The sequence below is a fragment of the Adhaeribacter arboris genome, assembly GCF_003023845.1.
GTDB classification, from domain to species: Bacteria; Bacteroidota; Bacteroidia; order Cytophagales; family Hymenobacteraceae; genus Adhaeribacter; species Adhaeribacter arboris.
The window spans coordinates 249,159-275,762 of record NZ_PYFT01000001.1 but is presented as its reverse complement, the minus strand read 5'-3'; the positions used below and the strand labels follow the sequence as shown (position 1 = coordinate 275,762).

Here is a 26,604-nt window from a genome sequence, read left to right as displayed (position 1 = left end):
TTGTTGGATTGTTGCATTGCTGAATTGTTGATTTATGTTAAATAAACTTAAATAAGCTATGCTTTTAATAATTAGTCATTCAACAATTTAAACATTCAACAGTCTAGCCATTCAACCATCCGTTTCTATTTTCCCATTTGGGCAAACATGGTTTTTACTATTTTTTTGTCATCAAAATCGTACTTTATTCCTTTTACTTCCTGGTACGTTTCGTGTCCTTTACCCGCGATTAAAATTATATCTCCCTGATCCGCCAAGGCGCAAGCCGTTTTAATCGCTTCTTTGCGATCCACAATCGATAAGGTTTTTTTAAAATCAATTGGCTTTACACCTTGTTGCATTTGATTTAGAATTTCCTGCGGATCTTCAAAGCGCGGATTATCGGAAGTTAAGACAACCCGGTCGCTCAACTTGCAGGCAATGTCGGCCATAATGGGCCGCTTGGTCGCATCGCGATTGCCGCCACAACCCACTACGGTTATTATTTGCTGCGAAGGAGTGCGAATTTGCTGAATGGTTTGTAACACGTTTTCTAAAGCATCGGGAGTATGGGCGTAATCTACAATTCCCGTAATATTCATCTCCGAAACTACGTAATCAAATCGTCCGGCAGCCGAGGTCAGACTAGATAAGATGGTTAGCACTTCGTGGGAGTCTTCGCCGAGTAAAACCGCTGCTCCATAAACGGCCAGAATGTTATAAGCGTTAAAAGTACCAATCAGCTTAAACCAAATTTCGTTGCCATCCATCTCTAAATGCAAACCCTGAATAGAATTATCTACGATACGGGCTTTAAACTCCGTGGCCTTACGCAAGGAATATTCGTGGGGAGTAGCTTTGGTATTTTGGAGCATAACTGCGCCCCGTTTATCATCGGCGTTTACCAGAGCAAATGCTTTTGCGGGCAGCATATCAAAAAATAATTTTTTCGCCCGGATATATTCGTCGAAGGTCTTATGGTAATCGAGATGGTCGTGGGTAATGTTAGTGAAAATTCCGCCCGCAAAAGCTAAACCGGTTACCCGGTGCTGCACCAAAGCGTGGGAGCTTACTTCCATAAAGCAATGGGTACAGCCGGCATCTACCATTTGCTGTAACAACGCATTCAGGGTAATAGCATCGGGCGTAGTATGCGTAGCCGGCAAAACAATCTCGTTAATTTGATTCTGAACCGTGGAAAGTAAACCGGTATTATACCCTAACTCCCGAAATAACTTGTGCAATAACGTAACGCAGGTGGTTTTACCATTGGTACCGGTTACTCCTACTAATTTTAATTTCTTGGATGGATGATCGTAAAAGCCGGCCGCCATTAAAGCCAAAGCTTCGGCAGAGTCTTTTACCTGCACGTAGGTAACCTCGGGGTTTAATTCGTCGGGCAATTTTTCGCAGATAATTACCGAAGAACCTGCCGCAATAGCTTTATCCATAAAGGCATGACCATCAGCCTGTGCGCCCCGAATGGCAAAGAACGCTTTGCCGGAGGTTGCCTGCCGTGAATCGAAGGTAAGCCCCTGAATAGCAACGTCGCTCGGGCCAATAAGCCGAACGACGGAAACAGTTGCTAGTATATTTTCTAAAATTGGCATTAACTCAGGGTTAGGGTTATAATACTTCCTTTTTGAATAGGAGAACCCGGTTCTATTGATTGTTTTTGTACCCGCCCCACTCCTACTTTTTTTACTTTTAAACCTTGGTTACCAAGCAAAAACAAAGCATCGCGCAAGGTCATGCCACTCACATCGGGTACCCGGCCTACCTGCAGCGGTACCGGTTTCCAAACGTAAGCATGTGCTTGCGAATCAGCTTTAATCCAATCTTGGTCAGCTATGGGATGGCTACTGATACCAATCCGGTTACAAATTAAGGTTAACTCTTCTTGCTGACCCGCTTTTACTGGGGGTAAGGTGCGTTTTTCCGGCATAACAAGGGCCACAAACGGCTTATGAATGGCCAAATCGCGGACGTAAGCTTTATCCGCTAATTCCCGGAACACCGGCGCCGCTACATCGCCCCCGTAAATACGACCTTTCTTCGGGGTATCAATAATAATGATGCAGGAATATTTAGGATTGTCGGCCGGAAAATATCCCGCAAAGGACGTTGAATAATCTTTAATGTACTGCCCGTTTTTCGTTTTCCAGGAAGTACCGGTTTTACCCGCCACTTTATAGTTCGAATTTTTTACTTGTTTACCCGTTCCTTTTTCTACCACTGCTTCCATAATGGTCCGAAGCTTTTTTGCCGTTTCTTCGGAACAAATACGGCCCAAGGTTTCGGTATGAAAAGAATCTACTACGGCATCTGCTTTGCGAATTTCCTTCACAATCATGGGTTTTACTTTAATGCCGTTGTTCGCCACCGCGTTGTAAAAGGCCAGCGTTTGTAAAGGCGAAATTTTTAATCCGTAACCAATGGCCATCCGCGACAGAGTAGACCGGCTCCAACCTCGGTCGGTAGTGGTCCGAATAAATGGTTTTGCTTCGCCGTGCATCTGGAAACCAAGCGGTTTATCAATGCCAAACTGCTGCAAATACTCAATGTATTTTTCCGGTTTCTTCCCAAAATGGGTTTCAATAAGCTTAGCGGTACCAACGTTCGATGATTTTTCAAAAACCTGGGAGATCGAGATTTTACCGTAACCGCCACCGTGCGCCTCACCCATACTCACGCCGCCAAATACTTGGCGGCCATGGCCGGTATCCACAGTATCTTCCGGGGTAAGATTAGTATCTTCGAAAAGAGCCATCATGGAAGCCAGTTTAAACGTAGAACCCGGCTCGGTTCGGCCGTGATCGCCTACGGCATAGTTGTAATTTTCGACGTAAACGCCTTCACCGGCTTTGCCTAAATTGGCAATGGCCTTAATAGCCCCGGTTTTTACTTCCATTAAGATGACGCAACCATATTGGGCATTATTTAAGACCAAGGCTTTGTAAAGGGCATTTTCGGCTACGTCCTGCAGGTTAATATCAATGGTGGTTTTTATATCGTAACCGGGTAAAGGCTTGATTTCGGTACCATCAAAAATGGGTTTGTTACCACCGGCCATACGTTCAAAAAGGGCTTCCCCATCTTTACCGGCTAATTGACGATTAAAAGTAAACTCTAACCCAGAGCCATTACCATCTTCGGTCATGCGACCAATAGTACGCTGGGCCAGCGAACCGAATGGCCGGAAACGTTTATCTACTTTTTCGAAAATTACTCCGCCTTTATTTTTACCCGCTCTAAAAATGGGCCAGGAAGCCATCATTTTCTTTTCCTGATAATTAATCTGGCGCGGATGTAACCGTAGGTAACGACGTTGCTCCGCCCGGGCATTTTTTAATTTCCGGCGGTAACCTTCCGGTGATTTATCCTGGTAAAAACGAGATAGAAGCAATGCTAAAGAGTCAATCCCCTTGTTAAATACTTTATCGTCGCAAATACTGGCATCAAAAGCTACCCGGTAAAAAGGCAGGGAAGTAGCTAAAATACTTTCGTTATCGGAGTAAATATTACCCCGGGTAGCATAAACCGGCTGATAAATTATGCGGCTCTCTTTCGCAATCTGGCGCCATTTGGTACCCTCAAAGTATTGGATACGCACTACTTTGTAAATAATAGCGCCGGCAAATAAACACACAAACAAGAAGGCTACCCGCACGCGGGTAACAATCGATTTTTTAATATTCTCCCCCATCTACTTCAATCTGATAAGGCGGTGATGAACTTTCTACAATTCCGGCCGGGGCTACTTTACGCGCCACTTCGCTTTGCTTACTGGCTTCCATGTAGTCGGATTTAAGCGTAGTATAATCGGCCCGCAAATCTTCGGTTTCGCTTTTTGTGCGGTCAATTTTTCGGATGGTTTTTTCGGCGTAATGGGTATTGCCAATGTAAAACAGGGTAATAACCATTATATACAGTACATAAGGCAAGTACTTTACCGGTAACCCATCCTGAAAAAAAATATCTACTTTGGTGTAGCGATCCAGAAGATGAAATAAGCTCGTACCCTTTTGGCGGGGTACTTCTACCGGGGTGGGTGCCGGAACGGCCCGTAGGGTATTTGCTTTTGGTTTTACGGGTGGTCTTTCCTTAACTGTATTATATGCCATTTTTTTACGTTTTAAGTTATACGTTTAAGGTTTTAGGTTCTTTATCCGCATAGTAAGCGCCATTGCTCTTCGTAAGTTTAACTCATAACTCTTAACTTTCAACTCATAACTTCTGCGCTACACGCAGTTTCGCGCTCCGGGAGCGATTGTTTTCCTGCAATTCTTTCTCGGAAGGAACAATGGCTTTGCGGATTATTGATTCGAGCGGTTTAATTTCGTTACCGAACAAATCTTTTTCTACTTCTCCAAAGAATTTACCTTTCGCAATAAAATTTTTCACTAACCTATCTTCCAGCGAATGATAGGAAATTACCACTAGCCGTCCGCCGGGTTTTAATACGGCAACGGCTTGCTCCAGCATTTCTTCCAGCGCTTTTAATTCGTCGTTCACTTCAATGCGTAAAGCCTGAAAAACCTGCGCCAGGTATTTGTTTTCTTTTCCCCGCGGAATTAAGCTGCTAATAGCTTTTTTAAAATCCGCTGTGGTTTCAATTGCCTGCCCTCCCCGGACCTGCACTATTTGTCGGGCTAGAGTCCGGGCATTTTTTACTTCGCCGTACATCCCAAAAATCCGGTGCAACTCTTCTTCGGAGTAAGTCGCCAATACTTCTTTTGCCGACAAATCGGCTTCCGGGTCCATGCGCATATCCAATGGACCATCATACCGGGTAGAAAAACCGCGCTCCGGCACATTAAACTGGTGCGACGAAACGCCCAGATCGGCCAAAATGCCATCTACCTCTTTTACCCCGTACAACCGTAAGTATTTTTTCAGATAACGAAAGTTTGCCTTCACAAAAGTAAAAGCCGGACTTGTTATCCGCTGCGCTTGCTGCTCCGCGTCCTTGTCCTGATCAAAACTATATAACCGGGCGCCTCCGGTTAGTTTATTTACAATGTATTTGGAATGGCCACCGCCGCCGAAAGTAACATCCACATAAGTACCGCCAGGCTTAATATCCAGGGCTTCTACTGATTCCGGTAATAAAACAGGAACATGGTATGCCATTTATTCTACTACTGGATTTAAGGGCTGATCGCCTAAAAACTTCTGAGCCAACTTAGAGAAATTTTCCTGGTCTTTGATCAAGAAATCCTCGTATTTGTCCGGGTTCCAGATTTCCACCCGGTTACCCAATCCTACAATGATGGCATCTTTATCAATTTCTGCGTAACGCACCATGGTGCGCGGCAAAATAAACCGGCCTGTATTATCGAGCTCTATCTCCGTGTTTCCGCGAAAGAAATTCCGCTGAAAATGGCGATATTCTTCGTTAAATTCATTTAAGCCAGCAACCCGATCGTATATCTTTTTCCATTCCTGCTTCGGATATAAAACCAGGCAAGGCTCGAAACCCCGGGTTAATACCACATGGTTGCCCGATTCTTCCGGCAGGTTGGCTTTTATCTTCGCGGGTAAAACCAACCTTCCCTTAGGATCCAGCTTGCACTCGTATTCACCGGAGAGAAAGTTCATAGAGTTTACCTAAGATTTAAATAATTCTCAGGTAAACAAATGTACACAATCCAGAAAATTTGTCAACCACGTTCTCCCACTTTTTACCACTTTGTGGATAAATTATGGTTATCCCCACCACTTATACACATTGTCCACATATTTCTTCTTCCACTTACAAAAACCCGCTTCTGGAGTATTCAAACCAAATTTTTCGAGAAAATTTGGGTAAATAAAAGATAATTATCTAACCTTAAAACAGTTACAAAAAACACCTAAATGCCAACTTAGGTAAGCGGAAAGAGAAGCTAAAAGAAGTGGAAGAAAGTGGGAGGTATTTCCTAAATTTAACGCATGAAAACGCTGCTACTAAAAGGCTTCTTCCTGAGCCTTGTTTTTGGAATTTTGAAAAGCCCGGCGAGTATGGCGGCCACGGAGCAGACACCACTAGTGACCATTTCGCAAAATCAACCCGCACCCGCGGTAGTGGATGTTTGCCGCACGAAACAAAAAGTAAAAAAACTGGTACAACCCAAAGCAAAACAAAAAAAGGAACAATGTGCTGCCACGCCTAAAAATTGCTATAAGCCCGTTCCGGCTGCTGATAAACCAACTTTAAATAAATTACCCGTATTGCTGCCAATTACCGGAGAAGTAGCTTTTCAGGAAAACCTTACTTTACCTGCCCATTATTCATTTGCTACATTGACTACTAACTTCGTCTACTTTGTAACACCTGGTTTCTGAATCGCGGACTTTCACGGATTAATGGAATTGTGCGGATTTCAAAAATGAAGTATGGATAGTGTAGGTAAAAAATTGATGTAAAAAGGTTTACTAATAGTTAAAACAGAAGCGCCATTACATAGATTGTATAATGGCGCTTCTGTTTTGATTGACATTTATAATTTTAAATAGGAAAATTAATCATCAGTATAGTTTTATTTAATAAACACTGAAATAAAAATTTGCGCCATCCATGTCATCCGCGAGAATCTGCGATTCAGGTTTTAACTTTATACAACTGCCACCAAGGCAGATATGGTTTGTCGTGGTGCTCGTAGTGATACCCGAAAAAATAACAACTCAGGAAAGCCCACAAGTGATTTTTAGCCTGTGTACCCGATTTATGTTTATTATCGGGCGCATGTTCGCCGCGGTGGGGTAAATAAGTACCAAAGTAAAATAACTGAAAGGTGGCTATAATGGCTGGTAGCATCCAGTACAAAACTACGTTTTCGACCGGGAAAATAACCTTTAAAACATTAAAGCTAATAGCCATAAGCAAAAGCTGAGGCCAGGTAATGTATTGCTTCAGGAAAGAATAATACCAGGCAACAAAATTGCCGCCATGGTAATCCGGGTCCTGGTCGGTGGCTACGTGGCGGTGATGCGCGTGATGGCGGGGCAACAAACGGTAGTAATAATTGTAGGCAAAAAGTCCGGCGGTTATAACACCAATAATTTGATTGATTTTTTTATTTCGGGAAACCACCCCGTGCATCGCATCATGCGCCGTTATGAATAGGCCAGTGTATAAATGCATTTGCACCAGAATAAACAAATACGTGGCGGGAGATGCCCAGTTTACCACCTGATGTAATAGAAAAGTTAAGCTACTGAACCAAGCTATAATTATGGCTAAGGCAATTAAAACACCTTGGTTTTTCTGAAAAAAAGTCATTCTTACACCTGCATTCAAAACTTAATATGAAAGTAAAACTTTTTGTACTTCTTCCATCAGCCACATAGGCGTAGAAGTAGCTCCACAAATTCCCACCGATTCTGCTGCCTTAAACCATTCTGGCCGCAATTCTTCTACTTTGGATATAAAGTACGTGTTGGGGTTGGTGTCTTTGCAGACTTGATAGAGTACTTTGCCATTAGAAGATTTCGTGCCGGATACGAAAATAATCTTATTAAACTTTCCCGCAAATTTTCGCAAATCCTGATCGCGGTTACTTACCTGCCGGCAAATAGTATCGTTGGCATTTACCTGATAACCTTTGTCTTCGAGTAAGTTTTTAATTTTATAAAAATTATCGGTGCTTTTAGTCGTTTGGCTATATAAGGTAATGTTAGCGGGTAATTCGTGTTGTAATAATTCATCTACGTTTTCGAAAACTACGGCATCGTTGTTCGTTTGCCCTAACAAGCCTAAAACTTCAGCGTGGCCGTGTTTACCATAAATGAAAATTTTCTCATTTTTATCGTACGAAGTCTTAATGCGGTTCTGCAATTTTAATACTACCGGGCAGGAAGCATCAATTAAATTCAGATTATTTTCTAAGGCCGTCTGATAAGTACTGGGTGGTTCGCCGTGGGCCCGGATGAGTACATGCTCGTTTTGAAGCTGCTTAAACTGTTCATGATTAATTATGCGTAAACCTCGCTTTTCTAAGCGCTGCACTTCCACGTCGTTATGAACAATATCGCCCAGGCAGTACAAATAACCCTGTTCATCGAGAATGTCTTCGGCCATTTGAATGGCGTAAATTACCCCGAAGCAAAAACCGGAATTAGGATCGATTTGAACGCGCAACTGTAACATACTTTTTAAACAAATTTTGGCACCGGAAGGTTTTGTTTTTGATTGCGCCGAAAATATTCAAAAGCGGTAATCGTTATCAGCAGCATCACCATGGAGTACATAGTATCTTCAATGGGAATAGTGGTAAGCCGAATACCTAAATTATGCCCATTATTGTACCAAACCACCGGCAAGGAAGTAAGTACGCCGTTCACCAATAAAAAAGGCGCCAAGTGCACCAGGTACATCAGGTAAAAGCGGCCGAGCAGCCGATCTTTAAATATCGAATAATGGATGAGCAAGATAACCGGCAGAAACAAAAAAGTAACAGAAGTATACAATTGCTGCAAATGCAACAAACCTATTATTGAGATAAAAATGGCTAACAAAATGGTAGCTAGCAGCGCCCCATGTTGTAAATAATTCTTTTTAATGTAAACATTCAGACATTCGTAAATAAAAACACAGGCGTAAGGTACCGTAATAAAAAACAGAATTTCTTCCAATGGCAGGTTAAACAGGTAAATACCCAGCAAGTAATCATTATTAAAGCCCCAAACTCCGTGTTGGGTAAAAAGAAAATCCCATACAATAAAAATAAAGGCATTAATGGCAATAGCTGGAAACAAATACTTCCAGGTTTTATAGAATTGCACCCGCTTATCAAAAGACAGCAAAAACGGGAACAAAATGGTAAAAATATTTAAATACAAATAAATATACATCAGACTCCCAGGTTGCGTAACTGTTTTTTTTCGTCGTTGGTACTGTGGTCCCCGCGTAGAAAATACTCCCGCATAATTTTAAAGGCATCCGCATCCATACCAGAACGGGGATAAGTTAGTAAACTACTAAAAATTACTTTTTTATCGTCTTGTAAATGCCCGCTCATTAACAAATAACGCGGCACATGGTACTCAATGGTATAGCGTAAAAAGCGGACTTCCGGATTGCGAGGATCTTTTTTAATTACTTCTTCAAACGCCCGGGCAGAACTTCGCACGTGCTTTAATTTGGCGTATAAACCCGAAGCGTATTTGGCACCTACTCCTTCAATGCCCGCCTGAAAACCCTGGATTAACACATCGTTGCCTTTATATTGCGCTAATTGTTGGGCTAATTGTTCGTAAGCATTTTTGTCCTTGGCCGCCTGGAAGTATACTTTGCGCAGTTCAGCGGGTTTATAAGTGAATTCGGTTTGAAAAAAGAATTGATAAAAAAGTAATCCAGTAAGCAGCAGTACATTCACGGTAGTCAGATAGTATTTAGTCGGTATTTAACGTAAGAACCCAATAATAACGCTAATTTGGTATTATCAGGTACTCTTACGCGCTCAGACAAAATTCGGGCAGCCGGAAGATGCTGTATTTTTTTAAATAATTTGCGGTAATAAATATAAGCCAGGTAAACTCCCATGCGGGCAGAACGGGGTAAGTTTAAAATTCCTTCGTAAGCCAGGGCAAAATCCTTTACAATTTCTGCTTCAATTTCTTTTTTACAACCATTATCGAAGCATTGAAAATCAACTTTAGGGAAATACACGCGCCCGCGTTCTTTGTAATCGCTTTTCATGTCGCGCAAGAAGTTTACTTTCTGGAAAGCGGCGCCCAAGCTGCGGGCAGGCTCTTTTAAACGCTCAAATGCGTCCGCATCACCTTCACAGAAAATTTGTAAACACATTAAACCTACTACCTCCGCCGAGCCGTAAATATATTCTTCGTACAAATCTTTATCGAAGCGTTTACCTTCCAAATCCATTTCCATGCTGCGCAGAAAGGCTTCGATAAATTCGTGCTTGATTTTATATTGATGCACCACCAATTGAAAAGCGTGTAAAATAGGATTCAGACTAATTTTATCTTCAATGGCTTTGTAGGTACTAGCTTTAAATTCTCGCAATAAAGCCGCCTTGTCGTAATCATGAAAGGTGTCTACAATTTCGTCGGCATAACGCACAAACCCATAAACCGCGTAAATGGGAAAATGAAATTTTTTATCTAAGGTTTTAATGCCTAAAGTAAAAGAGGTACTGTAGTGCTGGGTAATCAGTTTACTGCATTTGTAACTCGTCAGGTCGAATAATTCCATAAATCTTTACTTAAAAATTATGAATTAGAAATGAGAAATTGAGAAATCGATCAGGGTATATGCCGGTATCATTTCCTATTTCTAATTTCTAACATCTAATTAAATGAACTGAATTCTTTCCAAATTTCTTCTGCTACCACCTGCCCCGAAATAAGCGAGGGTGGCACTCCCGGACCAGGTACGGTTAACTGACCGGTATAAAACAAATTTTTCACTTTTTTACTTTTCAAGCCAGGTTTTAAAATGGCCGTCTGCATTAAGGTATTCGCTAAACCATAGGCGTTCCCTTTAAAAGCATTATAATCCCGGATAAAATCAGCATGGGCGTAACTTCGTTTTACTACCACCGCATCTCGGATAGTCTGACCAGTGAGTTTTTCCAGCCGATCCATTACTAATTGATAATAGTGCTCTCGAATAATTTCGTTATCGGTTAAACCTGGAGCTACCGGAATTAAAATAAATAAGTTTTCGCATCCGTCGGGAGCGACCGAGGCATCCGTTTGGCTTGGCGCGGAAACATAAAATAATGGTTTTTCCGGCCATTTAGGATCTTCGTAAATCTCACGGGCATGTGGGCCAAAATCTTCGTCGAAAAATAAATTATGGTGGGTTAAGTTTTGTAAACGCTTGTTAATTCCCAAGTAAAATAGGAGCGACGAGGGCGCTAAAATTCGTTGCTCCCAGTAGCTTTCCGTATAACTCCGTAATTCGGGTGTGAGCAGTTGCTGCTCTACGTGGTGGTAATCGGCGCCGGCTAGTACTATGTCGGCTTCAAATACGCTAGTATCCGTTACTACCTGGTGAGCGCGCTTGTCCTTAACTTTTATTTGTTGAACATTTTGGTTAAATCTAAACTGAACTCCCTGTTCTTTGGCCAGAGCTACCATTCCTTCCACAATTTTATACATGCCTCCCATTGGGTACCAGGTTCCTAAACTGATATCCGCATAATTCATTAAAGAATAAAGAGCCGGAGTATTTTGCGGCAGGGCCCCTAAGAATAAAATGGGAAATTCCAGCAGTTTTAATAATTTTTCGTGATGAAAATATTTCCGCAAATGCACGTGGATGGACTGGAATATGTCTAAGCGCAAGATATCTATTAATAATTGAACACTAAGAAATTCGGATATAGAACGGCTAGGTTTATGCACGAGCTGATGGATACCCACCTGGTACTTATAAGCCGCTTGCGCCAGAAACTTTTGCAATGCCTGGCTGCTACCAGTTTCCAGAGACTCAAACAAGGCGTTAATCTCTGGCATTTGAGCGGGTACCGGCATAAAGTCGTCCTTACCAAAGATTATTGTATAAGAAGGGTCCAGACGAACTAAATGGTAGTAATCAGCGGGAGATTTACCGAACTGGCGAAAAAATTGGTCAAATACATCCGGCATCCAATACCAACTGGGACCCATATCGAAGGTAAAACCTTTTTCCGTAAAGCTACGCGCGCGTCCGCCCGGAGTAGCATTTTTCTCCAGTACCTCTACGTTAAAGCCTTTAGCCGCTAAATTAGCCGCCGCCGAAAGGGCGGCAAAACCAGAACCAATAACTACAACTTTTTTCTCGCTCAATGTGCTGTCGATCTACTAACTGTAATTATTTAGCCATTCTGTTCGTAAATTTTAAGAACTTTTTTCAATTCCTTGCGGGCAATATGAATCCGGTTTTTCACCGTGCCAATGGGAATATTCAATTTTTCGGCTATTTCTAAATACTTAAAACCAATATAATACATCATAAAGGGAGTACGGTATTCCTCATTCAGATGCGAGATAGCCTCGTTAATATCCGACACAACGAAGGTATATACGGCTCCATTTTTAGCAATGTAGTTTTCATCGGTATTAAAATACTGAAAGTACTCCGTAGAATCAATGTTACTGCTACGCTTGGTTATTTTATTATAATTATTAATAAAAGTATTGCGCATAATGGTGTATAACCAAGCTTTTAAATTACTGCCGGCCTTAAATTTATCTTTATTCAATAAGGCTTTTAATAAGGTTTCCTGCACCAAATCTTTTGCATCATCGGCGTCGCGGGTTAAATTAAGAGCTACTGGCTTCAAAGATTTTGATATTTTTTGCACCATGGAGCTAAATTCTGTTGCTGTCATTCTGCTCAACTTTTTAAGATAAAACTTATACAAATATAAAAGGTAATACTTAAAATAAAATTTTTTGTTTAATTATTATCCATATTTATTAAACAAAAAAATTAAGAGTAGTTTTTACTAAACAGTAGTGGTAGGCTTTATATAAACGAGCATTATTAAGGGTATTTACGTACAAACGAAGTACAACTCTTTCCGGATTGCCTTAATAAAGATTTAATAGGGCAGAAGTAAAGTAAAATCTGGAAGGTTAGAATTAAGTAAAAACAACTGGTTAACTTAGAGTTATTAATCCTTTCATTGGCGTGGGATAAACAAACTAAATTACTGGAACAGTGTAATTTTCTAAACAGAATGATAGGTCAAAGTCAGATAACAAGAATGATAATCTACTTTCCTGAAAATATAAGAATGAAAAGATTTTAGGAAAATACCGGTTCTGCTATGAGCGTATCTACCTCCCTGGAGAAAGCTTGCATATCGGTGATATACTTGAAATTGGAAGGTAAAATTATTTCGTTACAAACAAATTGATAGCCGGAAACAAAGAATCCACTATCCGGAAATTGTGCGGCTAACGCGTTCAGGTAAGCTTGTAATTCGGCGCGGGCGGGTACCGAAGTAATAATGGTACAAAAATAATTCGGCCGGAAACCTTCATAAGCTTTAATCAGATCTGCCAGGGGTAAATTCTGACCTAAATATAATACCCGTACTTGGCGGGTCCGCAGTATATATTGCATGAACAAAAGACCTAATTCATGGAGCTCTCCTTCCGGCAAAAACAAAATAAAACGCGGAACGTCCGAACCACTTAAAATTATTTGCCCATCGATAGCTACTATAAATTTTTGCCGGATAATATTAGAAACAAAATGTTCGTGTGCTGGGTTAATATTGCCGGTTTGCCATAAAATGCCGATCTTTTTTAAAAAAGGCAGCACTAGTAGGTTTACCGCGGCTTCAAAGCCTTTTTGTAGAATAACGGTTGATAATACTTTATCGAATCGTTCTTCGTTCATTTCAACCATTGCCGCTACCAATGCGCTTATCTGGTGCGGGCATTCTTCCCGGCTTTCGCTCAAGCTTAAGATAGCATCCCCGATCTGGCAGACTGACATGCAGGCTATTTTGGAAATCTTGTAACCATTTTGGTTGAGTAACGAAACGTTTAAGATATGTTTTAAATCGTCGTCGTCATACGTGCGAATATTCGTTTCAGAACGTTTGGGTTTTAAAATACCGTAACGTGATTCCCAAATTCGAATAGTATGGGCCTTTATTCCCGTTAATTGCTCTAGTTCTTTTATTGAATACTGCCCCACCTTCTTTCCGCTCTAGTTTTGCTTAATTCTATTCTTAGCCAATTTGTAAAACTTGGAATTTACCCATAACATTCCAAATGACTCGGCCCCATCTTTACCCGTAGTTTTATGGTGTACTTTGTGGGCTATGTCTAATGCTTTTAAATAAGCACTTTGGGTTTTACCAAACAGGCGTAACCGCCGGTGAATAAATACATCGTGAATCAGAAAATAAACGAACCCGTACAAACCAATGCCTATTCCTATCCAAAAACGATAATCATGATCAGGGCTGCCGTAAATAATGAATAGAGTGGAAAGTATACCGTAATAAACAAAAATAAATCGTTACGCTCGAGTGAGTGTGGGTGCCGCGTGTGGTGCGAACGGTGTAATACCCACAGAAAGCCGTGCATGATATACTTATGAGTAAACCACGCTACCAGTTCCATGCCGCTAAAAGTTAGTATTACAATTGCAATATTCCCCCACATACTACTACAACTTTCTCGGGCTGAAAATGTTTAATTCTGCTTACCAGGAAATTTTTTGCTTATTCAGAAAAGAAGCAATACCGCGCCGGCAATCCAGCGTTTCGCGCGCATAAGCATTACGTTCGGCCGCATACCCCAGTCCCCGCTGCAAATCCATGTCCTGAATGTGGGCAATTAAATCTTTGGTTAATTCGATGGATTGCATCGAATTTTGTTGGCAAATTTTGCGGGCATAAGCAAATACCTGTTCCTCAAGTTCTTCGGCAGGCACTACGTACGTTAATAGCCCTATATTTCTTGCCTCTACGGCCGTTAATAAATCACCGGATAATAAGAGTTGTTTGGTATGAGTTTCGCCAATTTTACGCAATAAAAACACACTCACAATAGCCGGAATAAAACCTATTTTCACTTCGGTATAGCCAAAAGTAGCCGCCGGTGAAGCAAAAATTATATCGCATACGGTAGCTAGACCACATCCGCCAGCAATGGCAGGCCCCTGAACTTGAGCAATTACCATTTTGCGCAACGTATAAATCTGGTAGAATAAATGCGCTAAATGCGTGGAGTCATTTAAATTATCTTCAAAAGTATTTTCTTGTAAAGATTGCATATAGCTTAAGTCGGCACCCGCACAAAATACCTCTCCGTTGGCTTTTAGTATAATTACTTTACAATCATCATCGCTTTCAGCCAGATCAAAGGCTTCTTTTAACTCGCTAATTACCTCATAATTAAGGGCATTGCGTTTTTCCGGGCGGTTCAATGTAATATAGCCTATCCGGTTTTCGGTATAATAATCTATAAATTGCATGCCACTACGTGTTTAATTCTAAAAAAGGATACCGCTTAATTTATAAAAATTAGCATTAGTTGGCTAAACCTAAATTAATTCAGAAGATTAAAAATACTTCATTTTTAAAGTTTGCTAAATCGAAAATAGTTACTCTAAATGCTAACTTAGTAAGTATCAAAAATTATACTAAAAAGTACAAATAGGAAGTAGCCCCATCCGTAATTCAGTTATTTATCTTACTGCAAATAAAGGCTCCTTGTTTAGAAACGTCGTAGAGTGAAATCTGTTGCCCGGCGCACTGTTGTTGCAGCTTTTGTCGGTACCAGTTTTTACTTGAAGAATCTACCAGAAGAGATTTAAATTGGATAGCCGCCTGTAACGCTTCTAAGTCTATTTTTACATTGCGCCGTAGTAACACATAATCGAATACTACCGGCTTTGCCGAAGTAGAATGAAACTGCTCAGGATAATCTAAAATCAAGATTCGTAGTCCGCGCCAAACCATACCGGTGTTGCCCGCTAGCGTTTTAAAAGTGGGTAGCGCCGGATTGCTTTGAGTTTGGAAGGAAATAAATCTTGCCTCTTTAATACCCAACTGCCACCAATGCGGCTGAATGTTATAAGTAAAATCGGCTTTATTAGCCAAAACTGCCGAATCAGCGAGTAAAGTAGCTTGCTGACCTTGAATAAAGCCAAGCCCCGAGTTATTCTTTAAAGTGTATACTACCCACATTCGCTGGTTCTGCTGAGGTACAATTCTTGTTAATTGCAAGCTGGAGTAAATTACCAAAGCAATAGATGCAGTTAATAGAAATACTTTTATGCGGTAAATTAGAAACCAACTTGTCAGAAGCAAAATCAGGGCTAACAGCCAGGTTTGAGTCAAGGTCAGAGAAATACCTTCGACAATGGCCATGGGCAACTTTTCCATTGCTAGTACTACCCAGTTCATTATATCCAGCAAAAAACTCATTAGCCAACCAAAAAAGCGGCCGAGTACAGGGCCTAAAACAGGTATAACCCCACCCGCTAACAATAGAAAACCTACATACAGTATAAATTCCGAAATAATTACCGCAAATAAGTTAGCAACCAGAAAGTAAACCGGAAATTGATGAAAATAATAAAAAGCCAGCGGCATAGTAGCTAATTGCGCGGCTACCGAAGCGGTAACTCCTTCCCAAATTTTACCGCTTAACCAATTATCAAATTTAAACAACTCTTTTAACCTCGGCTGCCAGAATACAATACCGAAGACCGCCGCAAACGACAATTGAAACCCGACATCGAGTAAAAAAAACGGATTATACACCAGCAACGCAAAAGCGGTAGCCGCTAAAATATTGTACATGTTGCTTCGCCGCCGGAAGAATTTCCCGATCGACAATAAAGTAAACATAACTACTGCCCGCAGAACAGATGCCGATAGAGCTGTTACAAAAGCGTATAACCACATTACTGCCAATAAGAGAAGAAATACGACTAATTTTTGGCGGGGAGTTTTGGCAAGCTTTCCTAAAATGTAATTTAGGGCCAGAAACAACAAGGCTACGTGCAAACCAGACACCGCCAGCACGTGCGTAGTTCCGGTTCGGGTATAGGCGGCTTTGATATCCGGATCCAAGTATTCTTTCATGCCCAGCACAAGGGCGGTAGCAATAGCATAATTACGTTGCTCCGGCACATATCTCTTTAATAAAGCATCTAAATAATGACGTAGCTGAATACTAAAAGCGAGTAACAGCGACGAGGGCTGATACCCGATAACTTTAACTTGCTGAGGCCAAACATACTGCTGGTGGTAGATTTGTTGGTACGACAGGTACTGCTTATAATTAAAAGCATTCGGGTTTAAGGGAGGTAAAGGCACCTCGGGCTTTCCTTGAATGAGCAGCCTATCGCCGTACCGGGGTATGGACTTACCTGTTGCTTTGCGTAGCATCAGCATCACTTTTCCGGTAACAGGTTGCCAGCCTTTACTAGTTCTTACCTGATTTACTTGAAGAATAGCATTGTAGTGATTAGGTTTTTCTACCACAAAATCATTAATCACGCCGGTATAGTATTGGATAGGCAGCTTTTGGTGAATCAAATGTTCGGAGTGATTGATTTCGGTACGTTGCTGGGTAATCAGAACGCCAAACAAAAAAATGTTCGTTAAACCGAAAAAACCTGCTAGAGAGGTAAGCAAATCGGAAGCCTGGCTCGCTCTTAAAAAAGATAAACTTAAAAATAAAAAACAAAAAAAGATGAGTAAAGCCGTTACGTAAGCAAACGAATTACCACCATAAATCTGCACTAAAATACCAGCCGCAAAACAAATTGTTATTCGCAGAAAAACATAAGGTGTCCACTTTATCATGCGGCATAAACCATTTGGTAGTGGTCAATATCACATTCGCTAAATAATTCGCCTACTTGGGTAAAGTCGTGGCGAGCATAAAAGGGTATAGCGGGTATTTGAGCATGCAGGTAAATTTTTGCGTTCGGGTAGATAGCTACTACATCTTTTAATACAGCCTGCAGGAGCGCACTGCCCACTTGTTTATTACGGTAATCGGCTAAAACAGCGAAGCGTTCAAGTTTAACCCCGTTAGTTGTTTGACGCCAACGCGCCGCACCTACTGGTACTCCGTTATAAGTGGCTAAATAGTGATTAGCGGTTTTATCATGTTCGTCGTATTCGTCGTCTTTCGGTACTTTTTGCTCTTTCACAAAAACTTTTTCCCGGATAGTAAAGGCAGCATCTAAATCGCGAATGTCCGACACTCTTTTTACAACAATCATAAGCAAGTAGTACGTTTTAAGTTATACGTTTTAAAAGGTGAAGTATGAAATACAGTAAAGATTCTTCCGAAAATTAGCAAGAAGACAAACCGGATGAATTAGTGAAACGGTTAGTAAATAAAAATGGATGTAGCCGGTTTCCTATTGAGACCCGTCTGCATCCATGTTTGCAAAAATATTAAAAAGAAAATCTAGTAATTTAAATTACACTTCCCGTGGTTCTGCCAGTTTAATCGGTCGGTTATTCTGGTCGGGGGCTTTCCTTTCCGGTTCGGCTAGTAATTTTGCCTCTTCCGCTTTGGTATAAGCCTCCACGATTGATTTTACTAACTTATGCCGCACCACATCCTCTGCTTTCATTTCCACAAAAGCAATGTCTTTGATATGTTTAAGGGTTTGTAGGGCATCTACTAAACCAGATTTAACTTTCGTTGGTAAGTCAATTTGGGATCGGTCACCGTTAATCATTACTTTCGAACTAGGCCCCATCCGAGTAAGAAACATCTTCATCTGCATCGGGGTGGTATTCTGTGCTTCGTCTAGTAATACAAAAGCATTATTTAACGTGCGCCCACGCATGTAGGCCAAAGGAGCAATTTCAATAATTTTATTTTCCTGGTAGTATTTTAATTTTTCTACCGGAATCATGTCTTCTAAAGCATCATAGATCGGGCGAATATAGGGATCTACTTTTTCCTTCATATCACCGGGTAAAAAGCCGAGGTTTTCACCCGCTTCCACTACGGGTCTGGAGATAATGATTTTCTTAACCGTTTTATTTTTTAGCGCCCGCACTGCTAATGCCACCGAAATATACGTTTTACCGGTACCTGCCGGTCCTAAAGCAAAAACCAAGTCGTGCTTTTCTACCGCATCTACCAACTTTTGCTGATTGGGCGTTTTAGCTTTTATAATGCCGCCTTTACTTCCGTACACGATTATATCCGGAGAGGTGGCAATTACTTCTTCTTCCGAATCACCGTCGGCAGCAATATAATGATTCACGCTGGTATGAGTTATCTTCCCGAATTTATGATAATGCTCAATAAGCGAGCTTAAAATTTCGTTTATTTTAGTTATTTCGGGGGTTTTACCCTGAATTTTAATTTCGTTGCCCCGTGAAATTATTTTACTACTCGGGAAAGCTGCCGCTAATTGTTTAATATTTTGATTTTCAGTTCCTAAAAAATCTATTAACGATACATTTTCTAGGGTAATTACTTTTTCTACCAAATGCTTAGCTTATTTTGCGTATTCTGTTAATTAAAGAATAAAATTGTTCTTACTTTTGTATATTACAATAATACAAATATTATAGTTCGCTTGTATGGGTTTGATTACTTTTTTGTCTGATTTTGGCTATACCGATCATTACGTTGCAGCCGTAAAAGCCAAAATTTTAAGTAGTGCGCCGCAGACCCAAATTATAGACATTTCGCACGCCATTGAATCATATAACATTGCGCACGGAGCTTTTGTTCTAAACTCCTTATTCCGGGAATTTCCTCCTAATACCGTGCATTTAGTAGCCGTGGATTCGCAAGGCAGTCGACAGGGCCGGTACCTAGCAATACAATTTCAGGAGCATTATTTTCTAGCGGCAGATAACGGATTATTATCTCTTTTAATTGAATCGCAACTGGTTAAAATGGTAGAACTACCGGTAATCACGCCTACTACTTTTGCCGCTAAAGATATTTTAGCTCCGGCAGCGCTAGCTTTAGCAAATGGCGCTAATTTAAACAGTATAGGAACACCCATTACACAGTACCGGGAACTCATAAACCGCCAATTGCGCCTAAGCGATCATGCTATTACTGGCCACGTAGTACACATAGATCATTACGGCAACTTAATTACCAATGTGTCCCGCGATAGTATGGACGCCATTGGCCACGATCGCCCCTTTACCGTGCATTTTGCGCGCGAAACCGTCCAGAAAATTTCCGGGGATTTTACCCACGTAGACGAAGGCGATGTAATTTGTTTCTATAACCAGCAAGGTTGGTTATCCATTGGGGTGAACAAAGGCCACGCCTCCGAACTATTAGGCCTGCATTATGATTCGCAAATAAATGTGCATTTCAAAAAAATGTAAGTATAATGAGCCACCTACTTTAATCCTAAGATTAGTACAAAAGACTTATAACCAGGTCTTAGTGCAATCTTAAGTTTATTTATAAACTTTTTAAATTTTTCTTCTGTTCCAGGGGCGATAAGCATTTAGCAATAGGATATAATTGCGATGCCGATTTTTCATTTAACATGCAGCAACCCTATATTATCGGGATTACCGGTGGCAGTGCTTCGGGCAAGACCACTTTTCTAAAAAAGCTAATGGCTTCGTTCGATCCAAAGGATATTTGCCTTATGGCGCAGGATAATTATTATTTGCCCCACGATGATCAGGAAATAGATGAAAACGGTGTCATTAATTTTGATTTACCCTCGTCATTTGATGCAACAGCTTATGCCCGCGATGTATTAAAGTTGCGTAACGGCGAAGTAGTTACCCGTCCGGAATATACTTTTAACAATCCTAATATTATTCCGCGCGAATTAGTTTTTAATCCGGCCCCGATAATAGTAGTAGAAGGAATTTTTGTATTTTATTTTGAAGAAGTAGCCAAACTTCTTAATCTGCGGGTTTATATAGATGCCGAGGAACACGTTAAATTGCAACGGCGCATTTTACGCGATGTAAAAGAGCGCGGTTATGGAGGCTTAGATGATGTTTTATACCGTTATTCCAACCACGTGGTGCCTACTTACGAAAAATACATCCGCCCTTATAAGTACGATACTGATTTAATTATTCCGAATAATCGACATTTCGAAAATGGTTTAGAAGTGTTGGTTTCATTTTTGAGAACAAAAATCCAAAGTTATTACAGTTGATGTATTTAAATAAGGTAAAATCCTGTATATTCGCGTTTTAAATGGCAGCTAATCGTACTATAACGCAGCAAATTCGGTTTCTGCTTACCGCAGTAACCTGGTGCTGTGTATTGCTGCTTAATAATCAGGTAATTACTACTTACCAGCCCGTTATAAAAGGCACATCCGCCGCTGGAGACAGTCAATTACAGAAAAATACATCCAGGAAAGAGCAGACCGTAGTAAAACAAAAGGTAACTTTTGAAGCTACTACCTCTTATTTCATTCTGCAAATAGCCCATTTTACCAATTGGCTCAAACCAATATTTCAGACTCCTACTTTTAACATCCCTGAACCTTTATTTAAAGTTTACCGGGCAAGATATTTTTTCAGGGTTCTATTCTCTTTTATTATTATTCCCAACGCTCCTTAGTTTTTCTCTTGTTTTCAGAAATTATTCCGGCACCAGCTTTGTTGTGCGGGCATATTCGGTTTTCTTAAACTACTGAAAACACCCAAATCTCGAAATCCAGAATCAGGTTTAAAATACAAAATAAAAAAAGCTCTAACGGAGTAGTTATTTTTTATCTAACCCTTCAAAATATAATTCATAAATCTTAACAATTATTAATTACAAATGCGTAACAAAACCGGAATATTGTTATTAACGATAGTGGTAACTGCTCTCTGCGCCTACTATCTGTCGTTTACCTTTGTATCCAAACGGGTGCAGCGCCAAGCAGAAGCGTATGCCACGGATGCCAAAGGCAATGTAAACACTAACAAGAAATTTGCTTATCTGGATTCGGTTCGGAAAGAGCCTGTTTTTAACTTTTTAGGTATTAATTATACCTACGAAGAAATTCAGAACAGCGAGTTAAGCCTAGGATTGGATCTAAAAGGCGGGATGCACGTAATCCTGGAAGTTTCGCCGGTGGAAATTATTAAATCCATGGCTGGTAACAACAAAGACCCTAACTTCTTAAAAGCTTTACAGGTAGCTCAGCAACGGCAAGCTAACAGTCAGGCAAAATTTACTACCTTATTTGCCCAGGCATACCGCGAAATTAATCCTACGGGTCGTTTAGCCTCTATCTTCTCTAATACGGCTAATAAAGGCCGTATCAATTACAATTCTACTAACGAGCAAGTAATTTCGGCTATTGATACCGAGGTAAACGGCGCTATTGACCGCTCATTCAACATCTTACAAACCCGGATTGACAAATTCGGTGTAAATCAACCTAATATCCAACGTTTAAAAAGCACTGATCAGATTCAGATTGAATTACCAGGTGTTACCGATGCTACCCGGGTCCGTAAATTATTACAAGGTACCGCTAATCTGGAATTCTGGGAAGTATGGAAAGCCGAAGAATTTAGTCCTTACTTTGCGCAGTTAAATGCCGTTTTAGCGAAACAAGAGGCAGCCAACAAATTAGCAGCCGGTAAATCGCCAAAGGCTGCAGCTAAAACTACCAATGACGATGTTTTATCGAAAGCGGCCGCTAAACCTGCCATTGATCCTTTAACCGGCAAACCAGTTACCGATTCCGCTGCGACTGATACCACTAAAGCTAGTACTGTAGCATCCGCCAAAAACGATTCTACTAAAACAGATTCGTTATCTGCTGGTCAAAGTAGCCAGCTTGCAAAATTATTTACTGCATTGCCAGGTGGTTTAGGCACTAACGTACGCGATACTGCTAAAGTAAATGCGTTGTTCCGCCGGCCGGAAGTACAAGCTATTTTCCCGTCTAACATGAAATTTTTATGGGCGGTAAAACCAATTGTAGGACAAGATAAACAAGAGTTCCTGGAATTCTACGCCATCAAAAAAGGCCGGGATGGTAAAGCGCCGGTTAGCGGCGATGCCATCAGCGATGCGCGCCAGGATTTTGATCAGCAAGGTCGCCCGGAGGTAAATATGGGAATGAATGTTGCCGGCGCTAAAAAATGGCAGCGTTTAACTGCTTCTACTATTGGTCGCCAGGTAGCCATTGTACTGGATAATTACGTGTATTCTGCGCCGGTAGTTCAAGGCGAAATTCCGAACGGTAACTCTTCTATTTCGGGTAATTTTACCGTTGAAGAAGCCCAGGACTTAGCTAATATTTTAAAAGCGGGTAAAATGCCCGCCCCTACCCGCATTGTAGAAGAAGCCATTGTTGGTCCATCTTTGGGTCAGGAAGCCATTAACCAAGGTCTTCTATCTTCACTGGCAGCTATGGGGGTTGTGGTAATATTTATGATATTCTACTACAGCAAAGGTGGTTTTATAGCCGACTTAGCTTTATTCTTCAACATCTTCTTTATTGTTGGGATTTTGGCTCAATTCGGGGCAGCCCTTACTTTGCCTGGTATTGCGGGTATGGTTTTAACAATGGGTATGTCAGTGGATGCGAACGTGCTGATTTTTGAACGTATCCGGGAAGAACTCGCATTAGGAGTTAGTATTAAAGAAGCTATCCATAAAGGGTACGACCGGGCTTTTAGTTCTATCTTTGACTCCAACGTAACTACTTTATTAGCCGGTATTATTTTATACTTCTTCGGTTCTGGTCCGGTAAAAGGCTTTGCTATTACCTTAATGTTGGGTATTGCTACATCATTCTTTACCGCTGTTTATGTGTCACGGTTATTTTTAGAATACATGACTCGTGGCAAGAACGTAAACAATATGAGCTTCTCCACTGTGTTCTCCAAAAACCTGTTCAAGAACTTTAACTTCGATTTTATTAAGTACCGCAAAGCGGCTTACATTGGTTCTACTGCTTTAATTTTGTTCGGTTTTATTATGATGTACGTACAAGGCGGGCCGAACTTGGGTGTGGACTTTAAAGGAGGACGTTCTTATATAGTTAATTTTAATAAAGCGGTACCGGCTTCCGAGGTAAGAACTGCTTTACTGGATGAATTTAAAGGTTCTGGTACCGACGTAAAAACCTTTGGCGCATCTAATCGCCTGAAAATAACTACCAGTTATTTAGCCGAAGATGAATCTACCCAAGCCGACGAAACGGTACAGGCCGCCTTACAAACCGGCTTAAAGCAGTATAAGGCAGAAAGTCCTAATATTTTAAGTTCTTCTAAAGTAGGCGCTACCATGGCCGATGATATTCAGAAAACGGCAATTATCTCGGTGTTGCTCTCATTTGCCGGAATCTTCCTCTACGTAATGATTCGTTTCCGGAAATGGCAATACAGCTTGGGGGGCGTAGTAGCCTTGATTCACGATGCTTTAATGGTAACCGCCTTCTTCGCTATTGGCCGTATTTTTGGCTTAAATTACGAAATGGATCAGGTGTTTATTGCGTCTATCTTAACGATTATTGGTTTCTCCATTAACGATACCGTAGTTATCTACGACCGTATCCGGGAGCACTTAACCAATCATCCAAAGAGCAAGATTAAAGAAGTTATTAATCCGGCCCTGAACGATACTCTGAGCCGCACCATTATTACCTCGTTAACGGTATTATTTGTGGTAGTTATTCTATTTGTATTTGGTGGGGAAACCTTGCGTGGCTTCTCTTACGCGATGCTAATCGGGGTAATTTCTGGTACGTACTCTACCTTGTATATCGCTACTCCAATTTTGATGGATACCGTAGATGATGATAAACCGAAAGTAGCGGCCGCAACCGTTACGCCTAAACTGACCACCACTGGAAAAGTACGTTCATAAACCATTAGGTTATTATTAACTAAAAAACCCGGCCAAATTGGCCGGGTTTTTTAGTTAATAATAAAAATTGAATTAGCATTAAAATATCTTAAAATCTGTAACTTGTAACTTACATTTAATAATCCGTAACGCCTTCGGCTACTACTTCCGTTACTTCCGGAACCATGCGTTTTAATAAGTTCTCGATACCGGCTTTTAAGGTAATAGTTGCCGATGGACAGCCGCTGCAGGAACCTTGTAAGTTAACCGTTACTACCCCGTCTTTGTACGATTTAAAAGTAATATTACCGCCGTCCTGTTCTACCGCCGGACGGACGTAGTTTTCTAATAAGTCAATAACTTTATGCGAAATAACGGCATCATCCCCACTCAATTCACCAGTAATATCGGTAACTGCTTGGGTTTGTTCCGCCACTGGATCTTCCAAAAAGATTGGCCCGCCGGCTTCTACGTACGATTTAATAAACAAACGCAATTCCGGAATTAATTGTACCCACTGGTCGTTGGTATTTTTAGTAACGGTAACAAAGTTACTGGCAATAAAAACCCGCGATACATAATCAAAATTAAATAATTCCTGGGCAAACGGCGAATTAGCGGCGGCTTCTACGTTGGGGTAATCCACGCTTACCCCTTCGGGCAGTAAAATGGTACTCAACACAAATTTCATGGACTCCGGATTCGGGTTGGCTTCTGCATACACCGATACGGATTTTTCTTTATTTTCTATCATGGTTGTTGCTTCCTTAATAAGGTAAAAACTTAGTAATAAATATTAAAGTTTCAAAAGTAATTAGTTTTAGGTATGATCCGCAAATTGGTTATAGGATATTACGCTTTAAACTACTAAGAATTGCCGGTAAATAAAAACCAAGAGTATTGGCCTAATGTTTAAAAGCTTTTATCTTCGCCAGGGTAAATTATACGTAACGGCTACCTGCCGGCATTTAGAATCTAATAATATGCCTGATTACCTACTTTTATTGGCTGCTATTTTTCCGCCGGTACAACCTTTCACTATTCTTCCTTTTTTAATTTTATTGGGTTTAATTGCTTGCGGGCCCATCTTTTTTGAACATTTTTGGCACCGATACTATCGAATTATTGCTGTAGCACTGGGTTTGCTGGTTCTATCGTATTATTTGTTTTTCCTTCATGATACCCACTTACCAGCCGAAACTCTGGCCGATTACGCTTCCTTCGCTATCTTATTAAGCTCACTTTACATTGCCGCTGGTGGTATTTACCTGAATGTAAGTGCCCGGGCGACCCCGTTTATAAATGTACTGATATTAATTACCGGCGCCGTATTAGCCAACTTTATAGGCACCACCGGCGCCTCTTTGTTGCTCATTCGACCTTATATTCGGTTAAACATTAATCATATCCGGACATTTCACGTTATTTTTTTTATTTTTATTGTTAGTAACGCGGGTGGTTTATTAACGCCATTAGGTGATCCTCCCTTATTTATTGGTTTTCTGAAAGGGGTACCTTTTTTCTGGACTTTACAGCATTTGTTATTTCCGTGGCTCTTGGGAGTTTTGGGATTATCGGCTATATTCTTTTATTTAGATACCCGAGATCGACGCCAGGATTATAAACCTAAAGAAGAGGTAATAAAGAAAATTGACGAGGTAACGGAGTTCTTTTTTACCGGTAAGCGAAATCTGGTTTGGCTAATTATAATTATAGGAGCCATTTTTCTTGACCCTAACGTTATTTCAGGTTTGCCGCATATTCCCTTTCACGAATTTAAATTATCCTTTATCCGGGAAATAATACAGCTTACAGCAGCTTTTTTTTGCTACCGTTATGCGAGTAAAACCGCGCTAAATGGCAATCACTTTACTTTTTCTCCTATTTTAGAAGTTATCTTTCTTTTTTCGGAATATTTTTTACCATGATGCCGGCTTTGCAATTGGCGGCTTATGTGGCGGCTTTGCCCCAGTTTGCGAAGTTATTAACGCCTAATACGGTTTACTGGAGTGCCGGCACACTTTCCGGTTTTCTGGACAATGCCCCAACTTACGCCAACTTTTTATCTTTGGCTATGGCCAAATACAAACTAAGCTACAGCAGCGTTTCTCAGGTGCATGCTTTTGCTTATGGCCTGCCTAATGCCCCGGAAACGTATCATTTACTGGAAGCCATTGCCGTAGGCTCCGTACTTTTCGGGGCATTTTCGTACATCGGGAATGGCCCAAACTTTATGGTGAAAGCTATTGCGGAAGAAGCCGGTATAAAAATGCCGTCTTTTTTTAAATACATTACTTCTTTCTCGCTTCCGTTTCTATTACCCATTCTTTTTCTGATCTGGTTACTAGTAATTTATTAATAGAATTGGCTTAAAAGTCC

At 40.8% G+C, this 26,604-nt stretch carries 23 protein-coding genes and 1 pseudogene; 6 read left to right on the top strand and 18 right to left on the bottom strand.

The annotated features are described in order from the left end of the window. Positions 1 to 125: 125 nt before the first annotated feature. The 5 genes from AHMF7605_RS01175 to mraZ all read right to left on the bottom strand — a co-directional run bounded on the left by AHMF7605_RS01175 (position 126) and on the right by mraZ (position 5,580). Positions 126 to 1,589, bottom strand: a complete 1,464-nt coding sequence (locus AHMF7605_RS01175; RefSeq protein ID WP_106925649.1) for a UDP-N-acetylmuramoyl-L-alanyl-D-glutamate--2,6-diaminopimelate ligase — start codon at positions 1,587 to 1,589, stop codon at positions 126 to 128. Continuing rightward, positions 1,589 to 3,685 carry a penicillin-binding protein gene (locus AHMF7605_RS01170; RefSeq protein WP_106925647.1) on the bottom strand — a complete coding sequence of 699 codons (2,097 nt, stop codon included), beginning with the start codon at positions 3,683 to 3,685 and terminating at the stop codon, positions 1,589 to 1,591. Before AHMF7605_RS01170 ends, AHMF7605_RS01175 begins: the two co-directional genes overlap by 1 nt. Continuing rightward, positions 3,669 to 4,103, bottom strand: a complete 435-nt coding sequence (locus AHMF7605_RS01165) for an FtsL-like putative cell division protein (protein WP_106925646.1) — start codon at positions 4,101 to 4,103, stop codon at positions 3,669 to 3,671. Before AHMF7605_RS01165 ends, AHMF7605_RS01170 begins: the two co-directional genes overlap by 17 nt. A gap of 103 nt (positions 4,104 to 4,206) precedes the next feature. Next, positions 4,207 to 5,112 carry a 16S rRNA (cytosine(1402)-N(4))-methyltransferase RsmH gene (gene rsmH / locus AHMF7605_RS01160; protein WP_106925644.1) on the bottom strand — a complete coding sequence of 302 codons (906 nt, stop codon included), beginning with the start codon at positions 5,110 to 5,112 and terminating at the stop codon, positions 4,207 to 4,209. Further along, positions 5,113 to 5,580, bottom strand: a complete 468-nt coding sequence (gene mraZ, locus AHMF7605_RS01155) for a division/cell wall cluster transcriptional repressor MraZ (RefSeq protein ID WP_106925642.1) — start codon at positions 5,578 to 5,580, stop codon at positions 5,113 to 5,115. Positions 5,581 to 5,913: 333 nt separating this feature from the next. Between mraZ and AHMF7605_RS01150 the strand changes: the two genes are divergently transcribed. After that, the gene (locus tag AHMF7605_RS01150) at positions 5,914 to 6,306 is read left to right on the top strand and encodes a hypothetical protein (protein ID WP_106925640.1); all 393 of its coding nucleotides are present in this window, start codon (positions 5,914 to 5,916) and stop codon (positions 6,304 to 6,306) included. A 256-nt stretch (positions 6,307 to 6,562) separates the two neighbouring features. Here AHMF7605_RS01150 and AHMF7605_RS01145 read toward each other — a convergent pair whose 3' ends face one another. The 12 genes from AHMF7605_RS01145 to AHMF7605_RS01085 form a co-directional block, all read right to left on the bottom strand. Next, complete coding sequence (locus AHMF7605_RS01145) at positions 6,563 to 7,243, bottom strand: fatty acid desaturase (protein WP_106925638.1); 681 nt, start codon at positions 7,241 to 7,243, stop codon at positions 6,563 to 6,565. 21 nt (positions 7,244 to 7,264) lie between these two features. Continuing rightward, entirely contained in the window at positions 7,265 to 8,110 is an 846-nt protein-coding gene (locus AHMF7605_RS01140) for a 4-hydroxy-3-methylbut-2-enyl diphosphate reductase (RefSeq protein WP_106925636.1), read from the bottom strand. A gap of 5 nt (positions 8,111 to 8,115) precedes the next feature. Continuing rightward, on the bottom strand, positions 8,116 to 8,814 hold the full coding sequence (locus tag AHMF7605_RS01135; protein WP_106925634.1) for a lycopene cyclase domain-containing protein: 699 nt from the start codon (positions 8,812 to 8,814) through the stop codon (positions 8,116 to 8,118). Continuing rightward, a complete protein-coding gene (locus AHMF7605_RS01130; RefSeq protein WP_106925632.1) occupies positions 8,814 to 9,338 on the bottom strand; it encodes a hypothetical protein in 525 nt (174 codons plus the stop codon). Before AHMF7605_RS01130 ends, AHMF7605_RS01135 begins: the two co-directional genes overlap by 1 nt. A gap of 5 nt (positions 9,339 to 9,343) precedes the next feature. Then, positions 9,344 to 10,177 carry a phytoene/squalene synthase family protein gene (locus AHMF7605_RS01125; protein ID WP_106925630.1) on the bottom strand — a complete coding sequence of 278 codons (834 nt, stop codon included), beginning with the start codon at positions 10,175 to 10,177 and terminating at the stop codon, positions 9,344 to 9,346. Positions 10,178 to 10,272: 95 nt separating this feature from the next. After that, positions 10,273 to 11,757, bottom strand: coding sequence for a phytoene desaturase family protein (locus AHMF7605_RS01120; RefSeq protein ID WP_106925628.1), 1,485 nt, complete (start codon positions 11,755 to 11,757; stop codon positions 10,273 to 10,275). A 29-nt stretch (positions 11,758 to 11,786) separates the two neighbouring features. Next, positions 11,787 to 12,302 (bottom strand): RNA polymerase sigma factor, encoded by a 516-nt coding sequence (locus AHMF7605_RS01115; RefSeq protein ID WP_106925626.1) that lies wholly within the window; start codon positions 12,300 to 12,302, stop codon positions 11,787 to 11,789. Between the two features lie 419 nt (positions 12,303 to 12,721). Beyond that, entirely contained in the window at positions 12,722 to 13,624 is a 903-nt protein-coding gene (locus AHMF7605_RS01110; RefSeq protein WP_106925624.1) for a MerR family transcriptional regulator, read from the bottom strand. A gap of 513 nt (positions 13,625 to 14,137) precedes the next feature. Continuing rightward, positions 14,138 to 14,911, bottom strand: coding sequence for an enoyl-CoA hydratase/isomerase family protein (locus tag AHMF7605_RS01100; RefSeq protein ID WP_106925622.1), 774 nt, complete (start codon positions 14,909 to 14,911; stop codon positions 14,138 to 14,140). A gap of 205 nt (positions 14,912 to 15,116) precedes the next feature. Continuing rightward, on the bottom strand, positions 15,117 to 17,255 hold the full coding sequence (locus AHMF7605_RS01095; RefSeq protein WP_106925620.1) for a ComEC/Rec2 family competence protein: 2,139 nt from the start codon (positions 17,253 to 17,255) through the stop codon (positions 15,117 to 15,119). Further along, a complete protein-coding gene (locus tag AHMF7605_RS01090; protein ID WP_106925618.1) occupies positions 17,252 to 17,680 on the bottom strand; it encodes a GNAT family N-acetyltransferase in 429 nt (142 codons plus the stop codon). The genes AHMF7605_RS01095 and AHMF7605_RS01090 overlap by 4 nt, the downstream gene beginning before the upstream one ends. 204 nt (positions 17,681 to 17,884) lie before the next feature. Next, positions 17,885 to 18,913, bottom strand: a complete 1,029-nt coding sequence (locus AHMF7605_RS01085) for a PhoH family protein (RefSeq protein WP_106925616.1) — start codon at positions 18,911 to 18,913, stop codon at positions 17,885 to 17,887. 94 nt (positions 18,914 to 19,007) lie between these two features. Between AHMF7605_RS01085 and AHMF7605_RS01080 the strand changes: the two genes are divergently transcribed. The 4 genes from AHMF7605_RS01080 (at position 19,008) to secDF (ending at position 24,246) form a co-directional block, all read left to right on the top strand. Next, a complete protein-coding gene (locus AHMF7605_RS01080; RefSeq protein ID WP_106925614.1) occupies positions 19,008 to 19,778 on the top strand; it encodes an SAM hydrolase/SAM-dependent halogenase family protein in 771 nt (256 codons plus the stop codon). Between the two features lie 167 nt (positions 19,779 to 19,945). Beyond that, positions 19,946 to 20,578: a uridine kinase family protein gene (locus AHMF7605_RS01075; RefSeq protein ID WP_106925612.1), complete on the top strand. Its 633-nt coding sequence runs from the start codon at positions 19,946 to 19,948 to the stop codon at positions 20,576 to 20,578. A 41-nt stretch (positions 20,579 to 20,619) separates the two neighbouring features. After that, a complete protein-coding gene (locus AHMF7605_RS01070) occupies positions 20,620 to 20,991 on the top strand; it encodes a hypothetical protein (RefSeq protein ID WP_106925611.1) in 372 nt (123 codons plus the stop codon). A gap of 204 nt (positions 20,992 to 21,195) precedes the next feature. Further along, positions 21,196 to 24,246 carry a protein translocase subunit SecDF gene (secDF, locus tag AHMF7605_RS01065; protein WP_106925609.1) on the top strand — a complete coding sequence of 1,017 codons (3,051 nt, stop codon included), beginning with the start codon at positions 21,196 to 21,198 and terminating at the stop codon, positions 24,244 to 24,246. A 115-nt stretch (positions 24,247 to 24,361) separates the two neighbouring features. On the opposite strand, the gene AHMF7605_RS01060 is transcribed toward secDF, so the two are convergent. Then, positions 24,362 to 24,979: a NifU family protein gene (locus AHMF7605_RS01060; protein WP_106925607.1), complete on the bottom strand. Its 618-nt coding sequence runs from the start codon at positions 24,977 to 24,979 to the stop codon at positions 24,362 to 24,364. A gap of 154 nt (positions 24,980 to 25,133) precedes the next feature. On the opposite strand from AHMF7605_RS01060, the pseudogene AHMF7605_RS01055 reads away from it, so the two are divergent. Next, a pseudogene (locus tag AHMF7605_RS01055) lies at positions 25,134 to 26,584 on the top strand (sodium:proton antiporter). Positions 26,585 to 26,604 lie beyond the last annotated feature (20 nt).

Excerpts from the sequence above, each read along its gene's own strand:
- AHMF7605_RS01175 (WP_106925649.1), bottom strand. The coding sequence starts at position 1,589 with ATGCCAATTTTAGAAAATATACTAGCAACTGTTTCCGTCGTTCGGCTT.
- AHMF7605_RS01170 (WP_106925647.1), bottom strand. The coding sequence starts at position 3,685 with ATGGGGGAGAATATTAAAAAATCGATTGTTACCCGCGTGCGGGTAGCC.
- AHMF7605_RS01165 (WP_106925646.1), bottom strand. The coding sequence starts at position 4,103 with ATGGCATATAATACAGTTAAGGAAAGACCACCCGTAAAACCAAAAGCA.
- rsmH (WP_106925644.1), bottom strand. The coding sequence starts at position 5,112 with ATGGCATACCATGTTCCTGTTTTATTACCGGAATCAGTAGAAGCCCTG.
- mraZ (WP_106925642.1), bottom strand. The coding sequence starts at position 5,580 with ATGAACTTTCTCTCCGGTGAATACGAGTGCAAGCTGGATCCTAAGGGA.
- AHMF7605_RS01150 (WP_106925640.1), top strand. The coding sequence starts at position 5,914 with ATGAAAACGCTGCTACTAAAAGGCTTCTTCCTGAGCCTTGTTTTTGGA.
- AHMF7605_RS01145 (WP_106925638.1), bottom strand. The coding sequence starts at position 7,243 with ATGACTTTTTTTCAGAAAAACCAAGGTGTTTTAATTGCCTTAGCCATA.
- AHMF7605_RS01140 (WP_106925636.1), bottom strand. The coding sequence starts at position 8,110 with ATGTTACAGTTGCGCGTTCAAATCGATCCTAATTCCGGTTTTTGCTTC.
- AHMF7605_RS01135 (WP_106925634.1), bottom strand. The coding sequence starts at position 8,814 with ATGTATATTTATTTGTATTTAAATATTTTTACCATTTTGTTCCCGTTT.
- AHMF7605_RS01125 (WP_106925630.1), bottom strand. The coding sequence starts at position 10,177 with ATGGAATTATTCGACCTGACGAGTTACAAATGCAGTAAACTGATTACC.
- AHMF7605_RS01115 (WP_106925626.1), bottom strand. The coding sequence starts at position 12,302 with ATGACAGCAACAGAATTTAGCTCCATGGTGCAAAAAATATCAAAATCT.
- AHMF7605_RS01100 (WP_106925622.1), bottom strand. The coding sequence starts at position 14,911 with ATGCAATTTATAGATTATTATACCGAAAACCGGATAGGCTATATTACA.
- AHMF7605_RS01095 (WP_106925620.1), bottom strand. The coding sequence starts at position 17,255 with ATGATAAAGTGGACACCTTATGTTTTTCTGCGAATAACAATTTGTTTT.
- AHMF7605_RS01090 (WP_106925618.1), bottom strand. The coding sequence starts at position 17,680 with ATGATTGTTGTAAAAAGAGTGTCGGACATTCGCGATTTAGATGCTGCC.
- AHMF7605_RS01080 (WP_106925614.1), top strand. The coding sequence starts at position 19,008 with ATGGGTTTGATTACTTTTTTGTCTGATTTTGGCTATACCGATCATTAC.
- AHMF7605_RS01075 (WP_106925612.1), top strand. The coding sequence starts at position 19,946 with ATGCAGCAACCCTATATTATCGGGATTACCGGTGGCAGTGCTTCGGGC.
- AHMF7605_RS01070 (WP_106925611.1), top strand. The coding sequence starts at position 20,620 with ATGGCAGCTAATCGTACTATAACGCAGCAAATTCGGTTTCTGCTTACC.
- secDF (WP_106925609.1), top strand. The coding sequence starts at position 21,196 with ATGCGTAACAAAACCGGAATATTGTTATTAACGATAGTGGTAACTGCT.
- AHMF7605_RS01060 (WP_106925607.1), bottom strand. The coding sequence starts at position 24,979 with ATGATAGAAAATAAAGAAAAATCCGTATCGGTGTATGCAGAAGCCAAC.